The sequence below is a fragment of the Rhodococcus sp. AW25M09 genome (assembly GCF_000333955.1).
Classification (GTDB): Bacteria; Actinomycetota; Actinomycetes; order Mycobacteriales; family Mycobacteriaceae; genus Rhodococcoides.
This window is the reverse complement of the sequence record NZ_CAPS01000036.1, coordinates 1-16,950: the sequence shown is the minus strand read 5'-3', so window position 1 is coordinate 16,950 and position 16,950 is coordinate 1. Positions and strand designations below refer to the sequence as shown.

The following is a 16,950-nucleotide window of genomic DNA, read 5'->3' as shown; positions in this document are numbered from 1 at the left end:
GCGCCAGCGGCCGAGGCATCGTCCAGTTCGCTCGTCCGAGCACGCTGCGATACTGACCGGATGCACGATCTCGGAATCCAATTTTTCATCGGACTCGAATCTCGCGTCTGGGATGCGTTGACCAACGGCGACGCAGACGCCGATCTCGAATTACTCTCTGCCGACTTCGTCGGGGTGTATCCCACAGGCTTCGCCTCGAGGGCGGACCACGCAAACCAGCTATCCGACGGGCCCAGCATCGCGTCCTACTCGATCACGAAAGCGAAACTGATCGAGGTGTCTACAGATGCAGCGATGCTCTGCTATCGCGCCGATTACCAACGGCCTCAAAGCAGCGTGGACGAGTCGATGTTCATCAGCTCGCTCTGGCTCCGAAAAGATGGCCGCTGGCAGAACACGTTCAGCCAGGACTCCCCCGCCAACCCCTGACAGGGCGACCCAGCTGACCGCCAGAGGCGTCACTGGACAACGCACAGGGCTTCTCAGCAGCACCATAGGAATTTCCTGAGGAAAAGTACAGATAGCCCTTCCAGGGGCTACTGTTGGCTGGTCCACGGGGGCGTCGGCATCATGCACATCACCTGGACGAGAGGCACCGTCGCATATGTTCGACAAGAAATTCATCACCAAGGCCATCAGCAGTAGCTCGGAAAACGGTCTGGATCGCCGACGCTTCATGCGGGCAGCCGGTCTCACCGGATTGGGCGCAGGCGCAGCAATGACCGTGGGCTCGGGCGTCGCATCCGCCTTCCCCTTCGGCTCCTCGGATGGGCCGCTCATCCCCGGAATGCCCGGCCAAGGCCCATCCGATGCAGCGATCCTGAACTTCGCACTCAACCTCGAGTACCTGGAAGCCGAGTTCTACCAGCGGGCGGTAACCGGAAAGGGTCTGCCAGACACCCTCGTGGGCGGAACCGGAACTCCCGGCCCCGTCACCGGAGGTCGGCAGGTGACATTCGAGAGCAAGTTGATCAAGGCATACGCCGAGGAAATCGCCTTCGACGAGCTCAATCACGTGGCGTTTCTGCGCGGAGCACTCGGAAACGCGGCAGTAGCGCGGCCGGCGATCGATCTCGACGCCAGCTTCACTGCCGCCGCCATGGCAGCCGGGCTGATCGGCGCGGGTGAGACCTTCGATGTCTACGCGAACGAGAAGAACTTCTTGCTCGGTGCGTTCATCTTCGAGGACGTCGGCGTCACCGCCTACAAGGGCGCGGCACCGCTGGTGTCGAACAAGACCTATCTCGAAGCCGCTGCCGGCATTCTGGCAGCCGAGGCCTACCACGCGGGCATCATCCGTACGAGCTTGTTCTCTCTGGGTCTCGAGGCTCCCGCGAACGCCATCTCCGACGCGCGAGACAGCCTCGATGGGCCGGACGATCTGGATCAGGGAATCACGCTCGACGGTGCAGCCAACCTTGTTCCGTTGGACGCCAACGGAATCGCGTATTCCCGCTCACCCGGCCAGGTGCTCAATATCGTGTACCTGAATCCGGCTCCGGTCAGGTCCGGCGGATTCTTCCCCGCAGGCGTCAACGGCGAGCTCAACACCAGCGGCGGATAGCCGAAGCTCTCGCTCGGGTGGTGCCGCATGACTGGGCACCACCCGAGCGGACCTCAGCTGCAGCAATCAGGGGTCTTCGAGCCCGACACGAGCAGCGGAAGCAGCTTTCGCAGTTCCTGATTCTCACCCGGATCCAGTACCGAGTGCTGGACGCACGCGGGTACGAGTTCACCGGTCTCGGGGTGCGCCATCGAATAGGTGCAGGCCACTAGCCTCTCCTGAGTTTCGAGCAGCACCGGATCCGATGCGGTCTCACCGGATTGCATCAGTTTCCATGCGGGAGCGACGTTTTCGGCATCCATGAAACGGTGGACGACGAAGTTCATCGGGCGAATGTCTCTGCGAACAAGCGCCTGAACCACTTCACCGGTGCCACATCGTCGCAGGACGCTCGCGAACCACCGCCCCGCCACGGCGATGCCACTCGGATGACCAACCAGCACTCGGAGCAGTTTCAGAACCAGCGTCAGCGGATCGGAACCGCCGAAGTTCACTCCGCCCAGATGGGTGAAGAACTCGTCGCGAGCGCGTTCCTCTGCCGGGCGTCCGACGTCGAGGAACGAATGCCACGTCGAGCCGACCATGAAGCCCAAGGCCGTTCTGTTGCAGCGCGGATCACCGAACTGGATCGACTGGTACGAGATCGGTTGTCCCATACCGAGTTCGATCTGCTCCCAGACGGTATCGATGTCGATTTCCCGGTAGTCACCGCTCCAGCGCCGCTCGTCTCCGACGAAGGCCGCGGGCTGGAAGGAGACCATCGAATAGCCGCCCATGCCGACCACATCGCTCACCACCGCGGCAACCTCGTCGATGTTGTCCGGCGTGACGGTCATGTTGTGCGCGAGATACGACGCCACCCCATGCTCGTTCTTCAATCGGGTGAACATCTCCGCGAAGCGTCGCCGATAGGGAGTGAGTTCGGCTTCTGTTCGCGGGCGCGGGATTCCGCTCCGTCCGCGCATCAGCTTGTCGAAGTGCGCAGCAAAGGACACCCGCGAAAATCGTGCCTGCCCGTCGCCGTCGAGCACCACAGCTTGCAGGTAGTCGTAGTCGAAGTCGCCATGGGTGAACGACATCGGCTCGCGTCCGTACTGACGCATGATCGACAGTGCCGCGGCGTGGACTTCGGGATCGAGCAAACTCACTTCGCCGCCGATCAGTTGTGCGTGCGCCCGCGGACCGCGTCGTTCGGCCAGGAATGCCAGTTGCGCCTCGACTTCTCGCAGCGTGTGCTCACCGTCGATGCGTACCTTGTTCGCATCCGCGCTGTGGTAGCAGGGACTGCAGGTGAGGTTGCACTTCGGGAATACCCCGTGGGTTCCCTCGCAGCCCACCGCATGCCGCCCCAGCGTTTGTGCCGGCGTTCGGGCCGCAGGTGGAAGCGCCGCCCACCTCTCCGTCAGCGCCGCTCGGGTACGGGGATCGACCGGACGCGTGCGAATCTCCATTCGACGCGCATAGGCCTCGACCTTCTCACGCACTGTCATCCTCGGCCTCCATGTCATCTCGCTCAGGAAACCCGGCCTAACGTCGCGTTCACTTCCAGTGTGCCTGCGCAGTGTGCACAGCGCCCAGACGCGCCCCGGCCCCGCCTCCCGTCCCCGGCCCCCAATCCGTCGCCCCCAATCCGTCGCAAATGCGCGCGCGTTTGCCAGGTGCGCGCAGATTAGGCCCCGTTGGGCCGCAAGTTCGCGCGCTTTCAGCGAACGCGCGCGCGTTTGCGAAGGGGGCTCCCGCGTGAATCTACGATGACTTCATGCCCGCCGGACGCTTCGCTCCCAGTCCCTCGGGCGATCTGCATCTCGGCAATCTGCGCACGGCATTGCTGGCCTGGCTGTTCGCTCGCTCCACCGAACGTCGGTTCGTGATGCGCGTGGAAGACCTCGATCGCGTGAAACCCGGATCGGAGCAGCGTCAGCTCGACGACCTCGCGGCCATCGGACTCGAGTGGGACGGCCCGATCACGCGTCAATCCGAGCGTCGGGAGATCTACGACGCCAGGATTCGCACGCTCACTGCCGCCGGAATGACCTACGAGTGTTTCTGCACGCGTCGGGAAATCCAACAGGCCGCCTCTGCACCCCACGCTCCCGACGGCGCGTACCCAGGAACCTGCCGAAACCTGAGCACCACAGAGCGAGCTAAAAAGGACCGTCCACCGGCTATTCGTCTACGTTCCCAAAAAACGCACTTCACCATCGTCGACCAGCTGCACGGACTCTTCCGGGGCCAGGTGGACGACTTCGTGGTGCGTCGATCCGACGGCGTTCCCGCGTACAACCTCGCCGTCGTCGTCGACGACGGTGCGCAGGGCGTCGACCAGATCGTGCGCGGCGACGACCTCCTCACCTCCGCGCCTCGGCAGGGATATCTGGCTCAGCTCCTCGGCCTCACCCCCGCGACCTACATTCACGTTCCCCTTGCGCTCAATGTCGAGGGCAAGAGGTTGGCCAAGCGCGACGGCGCGGTGACGCTACGCGAACGACCCGATGCGTGGTCGCTCATCACCGCCTCTCTCGGTATGCCGAACGCGAAGAACGCCGAGGAACTGCTCGAGCAGTGGAAGCCGACGCTCGTGCCACGCGAGCCGTGGGTGTTCGACCCGTCAACCGCCTGATTCGCAGAACGCCGATCATCGGTGCTTGGATCGAGCGGTGACTACTACCCGACACACCGCCCCCGACGGCGGCACCGAGTCTGGGCAGGCCACGTTCGCTCACATCAGCCGGGGCTACTACCCCGCCATCGTCGCGCTGTTCGTCGCGACGCTGCTGATCTCGAACGTGGCCGCCAGCAAAGGTGTCGCCTTCTTCGCCTCGTCCGACGTCATGCTCGGACCGTTCCAAATTCTGCCGATCAACACCGACGGCGCGTTCTTCCTGTTCCCCCTCGCCTACATCCTCGGCGACGTGCTCAGCGAGGTCTACGGGCTCAAGGCCACGCGCCGCGCGATCTATCTCGGTTTCGGCTCCCTGCTGCTCACCTCCGTGTGCTTCTGGATCGCCATCGAACTCCCCGCCGCCTCGTTCTACGAGAACCAGGCCGCCCTCGAAAGCGTCGTCGGCGTCGTCCCCCGACTCGTTCTCGCCGGTCTCGCCGGATACACCGTCGGGCAGCTCCTCAACTCCGTCGTCCTGGTCAAGATCAAGGAACGCACCAAGGAGAAGCATCTGTGGGCACGCCTGATCGGATCGACCATCGTCGGCGAGTTCTTCGACACTCTGATCTTCTGCTCCATCGCTGCCGGTGTCATCGGCATCAGCACGTGGGCTGATTTCGTCAACTACGTGATCGTCGGCTTCATCTGGAAGACCCTGGCCGAGATCATCGTCCTGCCCATAACGTATCGCGTCATCTCGTACATCAAGAAGCGTGAGCCGTCGTACCAGGAAGCGCAGGCCCTCTAGCCGACGCGCGTTGTGTCGATCCATTCCCGGCTGACCTCGAGGCAGCGCTCCCGCGCTGCCTCGAAGGTCGCGACGGCCCGGGTTCCCGGCCAGTCCTCCGGCGTCATGCACGGGGGAAGACCCGGGTCGACGTACGGAATGACGCGCCACTCGTCGAGCAGAGGCGCGAACGTGACGAAGGCTTCGCGCGCGTCCTGGACCGGGACCTCGGCGTCGCAGGCGGCCAGGAATGCGCGATGCCGATCGGCGATCCCGGCCAGGTCCCACCACTGGGCAGCGCTCTCACGCAGGGTGCCGGGAGGCGCGACCTCCGAAGTGACGAAGGTCGTCACGTACCGCGAGAGCTCCAGCGCGTCGATGATGGCACCGGCCTCGTCCGCGAGATACTCGGGCGCGATCCACAACCCGGGGGACACTGTGCCGCAGCCTATTCCGGTGAGGCGACGCCTGAGTTGGTGGCGGGCCGCACGTTGCGTCTCTGGAATGGTGAACGAGATCAACCGAAACGGATCGCCGTCGGCCATCCGCCGAAACCCGAAGATCCGGCCGTCTCCGCGAGAGAACATCGCGTCGGCCTGCTCGGTGATGCGATAGCCGGTGCGGCCCCGGTGAATACTCGATTCGACGACGCCCTTCTTCTTCAGCCTGGTCACCGCGATGCGGGTGCTCTCCGATGGCACTCCGAGCGCGTCCATCCAGACGACGAAATCGGCGATGGCGAACCATCCACCGAGGGTGCGAACATAGGCTCCGAGCACCGTGCGCACCAAGGACGTGGCGCTTCCCGGGCGGGAGTCGAGATCGTCGAGAATCGCCCCGGCGACGCTATGCGCGGAGTTCGTCACGAATCGCCACGATCCCCAGATACACCTCACGATAGGACGTACTGAGCGGACTCAACCCCAACCGGATACCCTGCGGTGCTCGGTAATCCGGGATGACGCCCTGCTCCCAGAGCCGTGCGGTGATCGCCTTGAACTCGGGATGATCGATGGTCACGTGACCTCCGCGTCGAGTCGAATCCTCGGGGGACGCAATCTCGACGCCCAGCGGCACCAACATCTCGCGGACCAGTTCGAGGGCGTACTCGGTGAGCGCAACCGACTTCGCGCGCACCGCGTCCATTCCCACCTCGGCCAGCATCTCGATGGTGTCTTGCATCGCGATCATGCCGAACACCGACGGCGTACCACTGATGACGCGTCGAATGCCTTGTGCCGGAACGTAGTCCTGAGCCATCTCGAACGGATCGGCTCGGCCCATCCACCCCCAGATCGGCTGGGTGAAATCCGCGAGAAGATCGGCCCGCACGTACGCGAAGGCCGGCGAACCCGGACCGCCGTTGAGGTACTTGTAGGTACACCCGACGGCCAGATCCACTCCCCAGGAATCCAATTCGAGGGGAACCGATCCGACGGAATGACTCACGTCGAGTAGCAGCAGAGCGCCGCCTGCGTGCGTTATCCGCGTGGCGTCGGCGACGTTTGCGAGGAAGCCGGACCGGTAGGCGACATGACTGATCACCACCAGCGCGGTGTTCTCCCCCACCACCTCGGCGAGTTGCTCGCTGGTGACTCCACTACGCCGGTCGGTCTCGATCCACCGCAGGGTCAGATTCGACTCGCCCGCAATGCCTTCCAGCAAGTATCGATCGGTCGGGAAGTTGTCGCGGTCCAGCACGATCTCGGTGCGGCCCGGCCGCAACGCTATCGCCGCCCGCGCCAGCTTGTACAGCAGCACCGTCGTCGAATCGCCGATAGTGGTCTGCCCGGGCGCGGCTCCGAGCGCGGCCTCGGCCAGCGCGTCGCCGATGGTGACGGGGAGGTCGAACCACTGCTCGTCCCAGCCGCGGATCAGGCGTCCGGCCCAGTCCTGCGTCATGAAGGCGTTGATCCGTTCGACGCTCGCCTTCGTCGGTCGACCCAGCGAGTTGCCGTCGAGGTATGCGCTGATCGACGGGTCGTCGCTACCGAGGAATTTGTCGCGATAGCTGCGGAGCGGATCCCTGTCGTCGAGCTCGCGTGCACGTTCCATCATCGTCCGATCTCCGTTCTCACTGCGAGTAATTCGGGGAAGAAGGTGAGTTCGAGAGCCTTCTGCAAGAATCCGACGCCACTCGATCCTCCCGTCCCGCTCTTCATTCCGATGGTCCGGAGCACCGTCCGCATATGCCGGAAACGCCAGAGCTGGAAGTTCTCCTCCAGATCGACGAACTCTTCGAATGCCTCGTACACGGCCCAATGTTCGGTGTGGTTCTCGTAGACGAATGTGATCAGCGGCATCAGGTCATCGTTGAACGTGTACGCCGTGGTGATGTCTCGACCCAACGCAGATTCCGGCACCTCGTAGCCCTGCCGCGCCAGTGACTGCCAGAACGCGTCGTACAGGCTCGGCTCGTGCAGCAGCGTCGAAAGTAGTTGATGTGCAGCGGGATCGGACTCGAATACTGTCAGCATGCCCGCGTTCTTGTTGCCGAGCACGAACTCCACGGCCCGGTACTGATACGACTGAAATCCCGACGAGTTGCCGAGAAAGTCACGGAACTGCGAGTACTCGGTGGGGGTGAGCGTGGCCAGCACCGACCACTGCTCGGTCAACGTCTTCTGAATGTGTTTGACGCGAGCGACGCACTTGAGTGCGGTAGCGATGTCGTCGGCATCGAGCGCTGCGCGGGCGGCCAGCGTCTCGTGCAGCACCAGCTTGAGCCAGAGCTCGGTGGTTTGGTGCTGAATGATGAACAGCAGTTCGTCGTGATGCTCCGGGGTGCTCACCGGCTTCTGGGCACTGAGCAGCGCGTCGAGGTGCAGGTACGAACCGTAGCTCATGCGATCACTGAAATCGGTCACGACGTTCTTCTCGATCGCCCGGGTATTCGCTTCGACACTCATCGCTTGTCCTCGAGGTGGTGGGCTGATGACGCCAGCGTATTACAAATGCTTGCCGACCGCTAGATCGGTGACATAGGCGAGTTTCGAGAATGCCTGCGGTGGCCTATCCTCGAAGTAGTCGGATCGAGTGAGGAATCGAAGTGCGTAGAGCATCCGGAGGGCTGGAGGAGTCCATCCTCACGCTGCTCGGCGAGCATACGGAGTTGGCGGTGGCGCAGGCCCGCGAACTTCTCGGATCCGATCTCGCCCACACCACGGTCATGACCGCGCTGGTGCGCCTGCACGGCAAAGGGCTCGTCGATCGCGAGCGACGCGGCCGATCCTTCGTCTACACCCTCAATGCCCCGGTCGATGAAATCCCCGCGCTTCGTGCCGCGATGCGGATGCGCACCGAACTGGGCGCGAGAGCCGAACGCGCCGATGTGCTGGCCAACTTCGTGGCCTCACTCGATCCCGAGGACGAAGCCACGCTGCGGGAGCTGCTGGCGAAAGCAGAATCAGTCGAGCAGCATCGATGAACCTGCTCCTGATCATTGCAGTGCTGCCGTGGGTGATGTCAGTGCTGCTCCGATCCGGAGCCGAGCATCTCGATCGCCTGCTCAATCCCTCGACCGCCGTCGTACTGCTGCCCATTCTGTCCATGGTCACCGCGTTCTCGGTGGCAGCGTCCTTGGCTGCGCTCGCGGCGGTGCTGCTGGAATCGGCTGAGATCGCACGGGTTTCGGTGGGAGTAGCCATCTCCGCGTGGATCCTGTGGCGTTCGGTGCAGGTGGCCCGCCATGTTCGACGCGTCGCGGTCGGAGCGTCGATCGCGTCGGAATTCGGTGACGAGGCGCGAGCGACGGACGGAATCGTGCTGGTCGACACCGATGTTCCCGACGCCTTTGCCGTTCCCTCCGGCGGCGGCGCCGTCGTGATCACCACGGGCCTGGCGGAGGCGTTGTCGGACAGCGAATTACGCGCGGTGATCGAACACGAGCGCGCTCACCTGCGGCATCGTCACAGCGTGTGGATCCAGATGTGTGAGATCGCGGCGCGATTCGATCCGATTCTGCACCCGGTCCCCGCGACGGTGCGGCATGCCGCCGAACGGCAGGCAGACGAGAGCGCTGCTGTACTCGGCCGTCGGGATACGTTGTCTGCCATCGCCAGAACCGCCTTGTTGCGGGCCCACCTGGACCACGGAACTCGCACTCTCGCCAGCACCGGCGGCGACGTCGTGCGCCGCGTGCAGGCACTCAGCGAACCACCACGGCATCGCCCCGACCGCGGCATTCTCGCGGCGGGGTTGGTACTGATACTTGCTTTCGTCGTCATCTCGACGGCGTTGTTCGACGTCGTGCAAGATGTGGTGTCACCCGAGACCGGAGAAGCCCCCACCTCGGTTTTCCGCTGAGGTCCGGCGTCAGATACCCGCGACCCCTGCCAGTTGACCGATCGCGTACGTGACGGCCATCGCGATGGCACCGCCGATGACGACTCGGGTCACCGCCGGCCGACCCGGCGAACCGCCGAGACGCGCGCTGATGCTGCCGGTCAGTGCCAGAGCCACCAGCACCACAACGAATGTCACCGGCACTCGGAGCGATGCGGAGAACAACAGAATGGACAGCAACGGCAGCAGTGCTCCGCTGACGAAGGACACTGCCGACGATCCGGCAGCGTGCCAGGGATTGGTCAACGCATCCGGGTCGATTCCCAGCTCGATGTCCACGTGCGCGGCGAACGGATCGTGGTCGGTGAGTTCGCGAGCGACGGTCTGCGCAGTCTCGGCCGACAAACCCTTGGCCTCGTAGAGCGCCGCGAGCTCGGCCAGTTCTTCCTCGGGTTGCTCTTCCAACTCTCGGCGTTCTTTGATCAGCAGCGAACGTTCGGTGTCACGCTGTGTGCTGACCGAGACGTACTCACCCAGGGCCATGGACACGGCTCCCGCGACGAGCCCCGCGACGCCGGCCGTCAACAGCGATCCGCGGTCGGTGGTGGCGGCTGCGACACCGACGACCAGACCCGCGGTGGAGACGATGCCGTCGTTGGCCCCCAATACGCCGGCCCGAAGCCAGTTCAGCCGACTGGAGAGATCCCCGTGCGGTTCGTGTTCGTGCAGGCTCGGTTCTGCGTCAGCCATTGTCTGCCGTCGCTGATACGTCGTCCCATGCGGCGCGGGCGCCGGACTCTCCGATTCTGTACACCTGGACCATTGTGGCCACTCCGATCACCACAGCCAACACCACCACTGCAATCGACTGCCAACGCACGGGTGCGTTGCCGCGACGCTCCCGCAGATGCAGGAACACCAGCAGCGCAGCGACGACCACCAGACCGATGGAGAAGTAGATCATCGAGTCACCGACTTCGGTGTGCTGTTCGACGGCCGCGGTCTCGGGCACGCGCTTCTCGAGCCATTCACCGGCGTCGGTCGTCAGCGGCGTCAACACCACGGTGATCAGGGCCAGCGCTGCGATGAGCCAGACCAGCCTGCTGCGCACTGCCGTCCAGATACTGGCGGCGATGGCGAGTATTGCAGTCAGCGGTGCCAGCACCACGATGAAGTGAACCAGCAGAATGTGGGCCGGTAGGCCGTTGATGGTGGACATGCGTTCTCCCGCTGAATTCGAAGTCGCGTGCACATCACGCACCGGCAATGCTACACACCGTGTAGTAGTTGCGGCGACGGTTCGACCGCAGCCAGATCTCGCCACGGCAAGTCGGGTTCTGCCACAACCGCGTGCACGATCCGTTCCAAACGCCGACCGAGCTCCACAACGGTGCTCGAGTCGAAGAGCGTTGTGGGATAGACGATGTCGATATCGGTCTCGATAGCCTTACCTTCCTCGTCCCGACGTTCGGTCACGTGGAAGTGGAGATCGCATTTCGCGATGTCGATCGGCCGAGGCGTGACCTCGAAGCGAGCGTCTCCGAGATCGAAGGTCGCAGCAGTGAAGACGTCCAAGGAGAGCGCCACCTGGAAGATCGGGTGACGTGAATCCGTCGACTCCGCAGCGAGATCGGCCGCGACATCTTCGAACGGCACCGACGCGTGATCGAAGGCCCGCAGTTCGCTCGCGCGGGCCAACTGCACGACGTCCTCGACGGTCGTGGCAGATGTGATGTCCGTTCGGATCGCGACCGTAGTGGTGAAAGTACCGACGAGCTGTTCGAGGTTCGGGTCGTCGCGACCGGCAACTGGGGTCCCGACGACGATGTCGGTGGTCGCCGTCTTCTCCGCGAGGAGGATCAGCAACGCTGCGCGCACCACGGTGAATCGTCCTGTCCCACAGCGTTGCGCGAGAGAATCCATCTCTTCGCCCACCGACCTGCCGAGGTGGAGCGCAGTGCGTGCGCCGGCAAAATCCCACGTCAGGCCTCGCGCCCGGTCCAGTGGCAACTCTGCAGTACCGGGCACACCTGCCAGTTCTGCGCGCCAGAAGTCCATCTCTCCCGACACATCGCGGTCGGCGGCCCACACGCTGTAATCGGCGTACTGCAAGGGCAATTCGGACCACGCCGGGACCGCACCGGTCATCCTGGCGTGATACGCCAGTACGAAATCCGACGCCAACAGACCCAGAGACCAACCGTCCGCCGCACTGTGGTGAACGGCGCAGGCGAGCACGTGCCGATCGGGCTTCACCGCGAACATTCGCGCGCGGAGAGGGAATTCGGCTCGAACATCGAACGGTTGCTCGACAATCTGCGAGACCGCAGCGGCGGAGAAATCGACGACGTCGAGGTCCGGTGCCGCCACAGTGGGGTCCGGCTCGAGCACCTGCACCGGACCCGCATCGGAGTCCGGGTATCGAGTGCGCAGCGTGGTGTGCCGTCCGATCAGGTCGGTCAAGGCCTGCGAGGCTGCGTCGGCATCGAGATGCCCGGAGATCGAGACTGTGAACGGCAGGTTGTAGAGCGGCAGCCGAGCGCTTCGATCGAGGTGGCGCTGCTGCGGAGCGAGCGGGACGGCCGCGACCCCGGCCGCCATCCCTCGCTCAGGTCGTGAATTGTGCTGCACGCCGAGCAGAAGACGGTCGTCGATCCGTGCCGCCAGGGCCTGAACGGACGGGGCCGCGGCGAGGTCGCGTACGCCGATATCCACCGATCGCTCGGCACGCACCGAAGCGACGACCCTGGTCGCCGCCAGCGAGTCACCACCTAGATCGAAGAACGATGCGGCGCAGTCGATCTCATCCCTGTCGAGGACGCGTGAGAACGCTGCCGCGACCATCTCTTCGGTGGCACCGAACGGTTCGGCTCGAGGACCGGTCGACGGCATCGACAGGTCCGGGGCCGGAAGCGCAGCGCGATCGATCTTCCGATTGATGGTCAGCGGAATGTCGTCCAGAACCGAGATGGTCGAGGGCACCATGTGCGCGGGCAACCGATCTGCGAGATCATTGCGAATCCGCAGGGTGTCGAGCACCTGGTCGGTGCGCGCAGCAACGACGTAGCCATCTATGCGCAGGTCACCGTTGTTGCTACGGCGCAGTGCCGATGTCGCCGCGGCGACGTCCGGGTGTGCACGCAGTGCCGCGTCGACCTCACCCAGTTCGACGCGATTGCCGCGAATCTTGACCTGATCGTCGGTACGGCCCAAAAATTCCAGCGTTCCGTCGGTGCGTACACGCGCCCGATCCCCACTGCGGAACATCCGAAGCCCGCTGATGCCGAACGGATTCGCGACGAAGCGAGCCGCAGTGTCCGCGGTACGACCGAGGTACCCACGGGCGACACCGGGGGTCTCGATGTAGATTTCGCCGACAGCACCGATCGGGACGGGACGCAGAGCGCGATCGAGTAGGTGAATCACCGCACCCACCATCGCTCGACCGATTCCGAGGTTGCTGCCCTGGTGCAGCGACGCGGTCATCGTGACACTGCAGGTCGTTTCGGTGGGTCCGTACGCATTGAGCAGTCGGCGACCGGCCGACCACCGGTCGACCGTGTCCTGCGGTGCGGCCTCACCGCCGATGATGATGGCGCCGACGCCGCCCAGCTCTGCAGGGTTCAACGTCGCCAATGCCGATGGCGTGATCAGCAGATGCGTAATCAATTGCTGGGCAATCAGTTCTGTCAGTTCGGTGCCGCCGTAGCTACCGGCAGGCGCGATCACCACGGCAGCGCCCGCTGTGGCCGCGGCGAGTACTTCCACGACGGCCGTGTCGAATCCGGGCGACGCGAGATGACAGACGCGCGAATCGGCGTCGAGGGCGTAGCTGCTCCGAATCTGTTGCACCAGAGCACCGATGCCATCATCGGTGACGACGACACCTTTGGGAGTTCCCGTCGATCCCGAGGTGTAGATGACGTAGGACGCCCGGTGGGGTGCCGACGTCGCGGACCCGCTCGAACCTTCCGCGTCGACCACATCGCCGAGGTGCAGCCACTCCAGATCGCCCAATTCTTCGGCTTCGGAGCAGATTCCCAGCACAGCTCCGCTGTCACGCAGCACGAACAGCGCTCGCTCGCGGGGATGGTTGGGGTCGACCGGGACGTACACCGCACCCACTCGTGCGATCGCCCAGAACGCGACGATCCCGGCAACGGATCGGCCGATGCGCACCGCGACCCGGTCCTCCGTGCCGATTCCTCGGTGCCGCAACGTGCACGCGAGTGCGTCGACCCTGGTGGCCAGGTCACCGTAGGTCACGGCGATGTCGGCATCCTGGATCGCAATTCGATTGCTGTGCTCCATGATTGCCGTCGAGAACACGTCGTCGAGCGTCCCCCGCTCCGTCGCGGCAGCGCCCACCGACGCAGGCGTCGATTGCGATTCGCCCGGCAGGAGTAGGTCCAGCTCTGCTACTGCAGTGTCGCCGCGGCCGGATTCGGAGAACCGATCGAGGAAATGCAGGAACCGATCGTGGTGTCGAGCGAGGTCGTCGGGCGTGTACGCGGCAGGGTTGGCCTCGAAATCGATGCGTGGCCGCACTCCGGCACGCCCCGGATAGATGTTCACCGCGAGATCCGCGACCGGGCCCGTGGTCAAAATGTTGATCTCGCCGTCGAAATCGCCCATCGCCACGGTGTTGGCGAACATCATCACGTTGATCGTCGGGCCGAAACGACCCGCATGCAGAGCATTTCCGCTTGTCGCTGCCGGTGGTCTGCTGCGCTGATGCCGCAGCACGCCGCCGATCGCCACCTCGGTGGACTTGACGGCGCTGTTCACCGTCGCCGATCCGACGCCCGGCAGTCGCAGTGGCACCACATTGGACAACGAGGACCCGGCCCGGCGCAGCAGTGCTGTCGGCCGCGCCGAGACCGGCAACGACAGATCCACGTCTTCGGTGTCGTTCATGCGCGCGAGGTACGCCGCGAATGCAGCGATCACCACCGTCGACGTGGCGTGCTGCGCCGCGCCTGGTGCGCTGAGGGAAATCGATCGATCCTCACCGACCACGATGGGCATCGATGCCGGCTGAGCCGTCCGGCCGAGAGGCTCGGTGTATCCGAGATCGGTGGACTCCCAGTGGGCCAGATCGCGGCGCGCGCGGCTGGACGTGCGATAGCGCTCGTCTTCGGCCAGCAGTGCCTCGGGAGTGGTCGGCTCGATCTGCGCGGGCTCGACGCCGTCGTGCGCGGCGGCATACAGCGCGGCCGCCCGCTCGAGCACCTTCATCGAGGCATATCCGTCGAGTGCGATGTGATGGGCCCTGGTGTACCAGAACACGCGATCGTCCCCGACCCGGAGGACACGCAGACGCACGAGTTGGCCGTCCATCAAGAAGGGAGTCCGGCAATCCTCGTTCATCCACCTGGTGGCCGCATCGGCCGGATGATCGTGTCCGCGGAAGTCGAGGCTCTGCACCGAGTCGGTCTCGCGGGGCAGGAACCGCTGCATCGGGGTGCCATCCACCTCGTGAATCCGCAACGTGGACGACGAGAACTCCCGGTGCGCCCTGCTTCCGCACTCGGCCAGAACGTCGACGTCGACGGCACCGACGACGTCGACGTAGTACGCAATGGTGAAGGGGACCTGGGGCATGAACTGCTGCGCCAGCCAAATATCGGCCTGGGACGAACTCACAGGCACAGCGTCGTCGATCATGGTCCCCCCACAGCAATCCTATTACTACATACTCAGTAGTAATAGGCTACATCGCCGGTCCAGCGGGTCGATTCCGCAAGTGCCGCGCACAGGCCTGAAGTGGGGTGATGCATGAATTGTCGTATGGTGGCTCCGTGCCGCAGAGCAACCATTATCACCATCTGATGTTCGGCCCTGCTGCGGTGGCGCGGCAGAAAGTCGACGGCAGCTACAACGCGTACGGCTCGCAGACCGAGCGCCCCGACGACGGCCCGACGCCTCTCGACGATCGCGAAAAGGCCATGATTCGTGCGCTGGATCAGTTCCAGATCGCCACCGTTGCCGAAACGGGCTGGCCCTACATCCAGTATCGGAGTGGCCCGAAGGGATTCCTGCAGGTCCTCGACGACCGGACGTTGGGATTCGCGGACTTCGCCGGCAACCATCAGTACGTGACGGCAGCCAACCTCGATCACGACGATCGCGTCGCGCTGTTCCTGGTGAATTACCCTCTGCGCCAACGGCTCAAGCTCTACGGCCGGGCCCATACCGTCGAGGCAGCCGACGACCCCGAACTGCTGGAGCGCCTGAAGAACCTCGGGGACCGAACCGTGGGGGCAACCTGCGAGCGCAGCGTCGTCATCGACGTCGAGGCTGTCGACTGGAACTGCACCCGCAGCATCATCCCCCGCTACGACGCAGAATATCTCGCGGAGCTCTCGCAGGTGTATCAGCGCAAGGCCGCCGAGAGGGAAGCTGAACTACTGCAACGGATTTCCGTACTCGAATCTCGACTCACACAGTCTTCGGCGCATAGAAACGACCCAGAAACTCCGTCTTGAACTCCGCGAAGCGGCCCTGCTCGATCGATGCCCGGATGTCGTCGACCAGCTTGACCGTGAACCGCTCGTTGTGGATGGTGCACAGCGTCGACGCGAGCATTTCCTTGGCCTTGAACAGGTGATGGATATAGGCCTTGGTGTAGTGCGCGCAGGTATAGCAGTCGCAGCTGTCGTCGATCGGAGTGAAGTCGCGTCGATGCTTGGCGGTGTTGATGTTGAAGCGGCCCGTCGGCACGTAGATCGCCGCGTTCCGCGCCACGCGTGAGGGATTGACGCAATCGAAGGTGTCGGCCCCGTTCTCGATAGCGGTGAAGAAATCGTCCGGCTCGCTGATTCCGAGCATGTGACGCGGCTTGTGTTCGGGCAGTTCCTCGTTGACCCAGCGAGTGATGGTGCCGAGGTTCTGTTTCTCGAGCGCGCCGCCGATCCCGTAACCGTCGAAGCCTCGGCCGGTCTCACCGGTGATGGTCTCGAGATCGTGGGCGGCCTTGCGTCGTAGATCCTCGTACTGCGCGCCCTGCACCACCCCGAACAGCGCCTGGTAAGGCTTGTCGGCACGCTCGATCGTGAGCCGCTCGTGCTCGAGCACACATCGCTTCGCCCAGGCCTGGGTTCGATCGACCGACATTTCCTGATAGCCGCGGGTATTCATCAGCGTGGTCAGCTCGTCGAAGGCGAACATGATGTCGGCACCGAGGCGATGCTGAATCTGCATCGACACCTCGGGAGTGAAGCGATGCTTGGACCCGTCGAGATGAGACTTGAACGTCACGCCGTCGTCGTCGACGTGGGCCAGTCGCTCCTTACCCTCGGCGATGACGTCGTCGGACTGCACTCGTGCGACGTCCATGGAGATGACTTTCTTGAAGCCGACGCCGAGCGACATCACCTGGAATCCGCCGCTGTCGGTGAACGTCGGCCCGTCCCAGTTCATGAACTTGCCCAGCCCGCCCGCCTCGTCGACGATGTCCGAGCCCGGCTGCAGGTACAGGTGATAGGCGTTGGCGAGTACCGCCTGTGCGCCGAGCTCCTTCATCGCCTCCGGCAGCACCGCTTTGACGGTCGCCTTGGTGCCCACCGCAATGAATGCGGGGGTGGCGATGTCGCCGTGCGGGGTGTGGATGGTGCCGGTGCGTCCGAGTGCACCGTCGAGCCGGGTGCCGATGTCGAAGCCGAAACTGGAAAAACTCACCGCGTCAGTATGCGGCTTCGCCGCATGTGAGTG

Annotated in this window: 15 protein-coding genes; 7 read left to right on the top strand and 8 right to left on the bottom strand. The window is 64.1% G+C overall.

Going from position 1 to position 16,950, the window contains the following annotated elements; translation table 11 throughout:
* Positions 1-60 precede the first annotated feature (60 nt).
* Positions 61-429 carry a nuclear transport factor 2 family protein gene (locus RHODMAR_RS06390; protein WP_008712541.1) on the top strand — a complete coding sequence of 123 codons (369 nt, stop codon included), beginning with the start codon at positions 61-63 and terminating at the stop codon, positions 427-429.
* A 175-nt stretch (positions 430-604) separates the two neighbouring features.
* Positions 605-1,564 (top strand): ferritin-like domain-containing protein, encoded by a 960-nt coding sequence (locus RHODMAR_RS06385; RefSeq protein WP_008712540.1) that lies wholly within the window; start codon positions 605-607, stop codon positions 1,562-1,564.
* A 53-nt stretch (positions 1,565-1,617) separates the two neighbouring features.
* Here the strand turns inward: RHODMAR_RS06385 and RHODMAR_RS06380 are convergent, their stop codons facing one another.
* Positions 1,618-3,054, bottom strand: a complete 1,437-nt coding sequence (locus RHODMAR_RS06380; RefSeq protein ID WP_008712534.1) for a hypothetical protein — start codon at positions 3,052-3,054, stop codon at positions 1,618-1,620.
* A 269-nt stretch (positions 3,055-3,323) separates the two neighbouring features.
* Between RHODMAR_RS06380 and gluQRS the strand changes: the two genes are divergently transcribed.
* Together gluQRS and RHODMAR_RS06370 are read left to right on the top strand one after the other, a co-directional pair.
* Positions 3,324-4,184, top strand: coding sequence for a tRNA glutamyl-Q(34) synthetase GluQRS (gene gluQRS / locus RHODMAR_RS06375; protein WP_008712532.1), 861 nt, complete (start codon positions 3,324-3,326; stop codon positions 4,182-4,184).
* 37 nt (positions 4,185-4,221) lie between these two features.
* Complete coding sequence (locus RHODMAR_RS06370) at positions 4,222-4,974, top strand: queuosine precursor transporter (protein WP_008712530.1); 753 nt, start codon at positions 4,222-4,224, stop codon at positions 4,972-4,974.
* Here RHODMAR_RS06370 and RHODMAR_RS06365 read toward each other — a convergent pair.
* The 3 genes from RHODMAR_RS06365 to RHODMAR_RS06355 are packed head-to-tail and all read right to left on the bottom strand — an operon-like array spanning position 4,971 to position 7,862.
* Entirely contained in the window at positions 4,971-5,819 is an 849-nt protein-coding gene (locus RHODMAR_RS06365) for a PaaX family transcriptional regulator (RefSeq protein ID WP_008712526.1), read from the bottom strand. The genes RHODMAR_RS06370 and RHODMAR_RS06365 overlap by 4 nt on opposite strands.
* Positions 5,800-7,008, bottom strand: coding sequence for a kynureninase (locus RHODMAR_RS06360; RefSeq protein WP_008712524.1), 1,209 nt, complete (start codon positions 7,006-7,008; stop codon positions 5,800-5,802). Before RHODMAR_RS06360 ends, RHODMAR_RS06365 begins: the two co-directional genes overlap by 20 nt.
* Positions 7,008-7,862, bottom strand: a complete 855-nt coding sequence (locus RHODMAR_RS06355; RefSeq protein WP_008712523.1) for a tryptophan 2,3-dioxygenase — start codon at positions 7,860-7,862, stop codon at positions 7,008-7,010. The genes RHODMAR_RS06360 and RHODMAR_RS06355 overlap by 1 nt, the downstream gene beginning before the upstream one ends.
* A gap of 140 nt (positions 7,863-8,002) precedes the next feature.
* Here RHODMAR_RS06355 and RHODMAR_RS06350 point away from each other — a divergent pair, with 140 nt between their 5' ends.
* Together RHODMAR_RS06350 and RHODMAR_RS06345 are read left to right on the top strand one after the other, a co-directional pair.
* Positions 8,003-8,380 (top strand): BlaI/MecI/CopY family transcriptional regulator, encoded by a 378-nt coding sequence (locus RHODMAR_RS06350; protein ID WP_008712521.1) that lies wholly within the window; start codon positions 8,003-8,005, stop codon positions 8,378-8,380.
* Positions 8,377-9,258, top strand: a complete 882-nt coding sequence (locus RHODMAR_RS06345; RefSeq protein WP_008712519.1) for a M56 family metallopeptidase — start codon at positions 8,377-8,379, stop codon at positions 9,256-9,258. Before RHODMAR_RS06350 ends, RHODMAR_RS06345 begins: the two co-directional genes overlap by 4 nt.
* A 9-nt stretch (positions 9,259-9,267) precedes the next feature.
* Here the strand turns inward: RHODMAR_RS06345 and RHODMAR_RS06340 are convergent, their stop codons facing one another.
* Genes RHODMAR_RS06340 through RHODMAR_RS06330 form a run of 3 tightly spaced genes read right to left on the bottom strand, consistent with a single transcriptional unit; the run spans position 9,268 to position 14,883 of the window.
* The gene (locus tag RHODMAR_RS06340; RefSeq protein WP_008712517.1) at positions 9,268-9,987 is read right to left on the bottom strand and encodes a VIT1/CCC1 transporter family protein; all 720 of its coding nucleotides are present in this window, start codon (positions 9,985-9,987) and stop codon (positions 9,268-9,270) included.
* Positions 9,980-10,456: a DUF2231 domain-containing protein gene (locus tag RHODMAR_RS06335; protein ID WP_008712514.1), complete on the bottom strand. Its 477-nt coding sequence runs from the start codon at positions 10,454-10,456 to the stop codon at positions 9,980-9,982. Before RHODMAR_RS06335 ends, RHODMAR_RS06340 begins: the two co-directional genes overlap by 8 nt.
* Before the next feature lie 50 nt (positions 10,457-10,506).
* Positions 10,507-14,883 (bottom strand): non-ribosomal peptide synthetase, encoded by a 4,377-nt coding sequence (locus RHODMAR_RS06330; protein WP_198289406.1) that lies wholly within the window; start codon positions 14,881-14,883, stop codon positions 10,507-10,509.
* A gap of 128 nt (positions 14,884-15,011) precedes the next feature.
* On the opposite strand from RHODMAR_RS06330, the gene RHODMAR_RS06325 reads away from it, so the two are divergent.
* Positions 15,012-15,725, top strand: coding sequence for a pyridoxamine 5'-phosphate oxidase family protein (locus RHODMAR_RS06325; protein ID WP_008712509.1), 714 nt, complete (start codon positions 15,012-15,014; stop codon positions 15,723-15,725).
* Here the strand turns inward: RHODMAR_RS06325 and tgt are convergent.
* On the bottom strand, positions 15,679-16,917 hold the full coding sequence (gene tgt / locus RHODMAR_RS06320; protein ID WP_008712506.1) for a tRNA guanosine(34) transglycosylase Tgt: 1,239 nt from the start codon (positions 16,915-16,917) through the stop codon (positions 15,679-15,681). The genes RHODMAR_RS06325 and tgt overlap by 47 nt on opposite strands.
* Between the last annotated feature and the right edge of the window lie 33 nt (positions 16,918-16,950).

Coding starts and splice junctions, on each gene's coding strand:
- RHODMAR_RS06325 (WP_008712509.1), top strand. CDS start 15,012: ATGCATGAATTGTCGTATGGTGGCTCCGTGCCGCAGAGCAACCATTAT.
- RHODMAR_RS06355 (WP_008712523.1), bottom strand. CDS start 7,862: ATGAGTGTCGAAGCGAATACCCGGGCGATCGAGAAGAACGTCGTGACC.
- RHODMAR_RS06380 (WP_008712534.1), bottom strand. CDS start 3,054: ATGACAGTGCGTGAGAAGGTCGAGGCCTATGCGCGTCGAATGGAGATT.
- RHODMAR_RS06335 (WP_008712514.1), bottom strand. CDS start 10,456: ATGTCCACCATCAACGGCCTACCGGCCCACATTCTGCTGGTTCACTTC.
- RHODMAR_RS06360 (WP_008712524.1), bottom strand. CDS start 7,008: ATGGAACGTGCACGCGAGCTCGACGACAGGGATCCGCTCCGCAGCTAT.
- RHODMAR_RS06345 (WP_008712519.1), top strand. CDS start 8,377: ATGAACCTGCTCCTGATCATTGCAGTGCTGCCGTGGGTGATGTCAGTG.
- RHODMAR_RS06390 (WP_008712541.1), top strand. CDS start 61: ATGCACGATCTCGGAATCCAATTTTTCATCGGACTCGAATCTCGCGTC.
- RHODMAR_RS06340 (WP_008712517.1), bottom strand. CDS start 9,987: ATGGCTGACGCAGAACCGAGCCTGCACGAACACGAACCGCACGGGGAT.
- gluQRS (WP_008712532.1), top strand. CDS start 3,324: ATGCCCGCCGGACGCTTCGCTCCCAGTCCCTCGGGCGATCTGCATCTC.
- RHODMAR_RS06385 (WP_008712540.1), top strand. CDS start 605: ATGTTCGACAAGAAATTCATCACCAAGGCCATCAGCAGTAGCTCGGAA.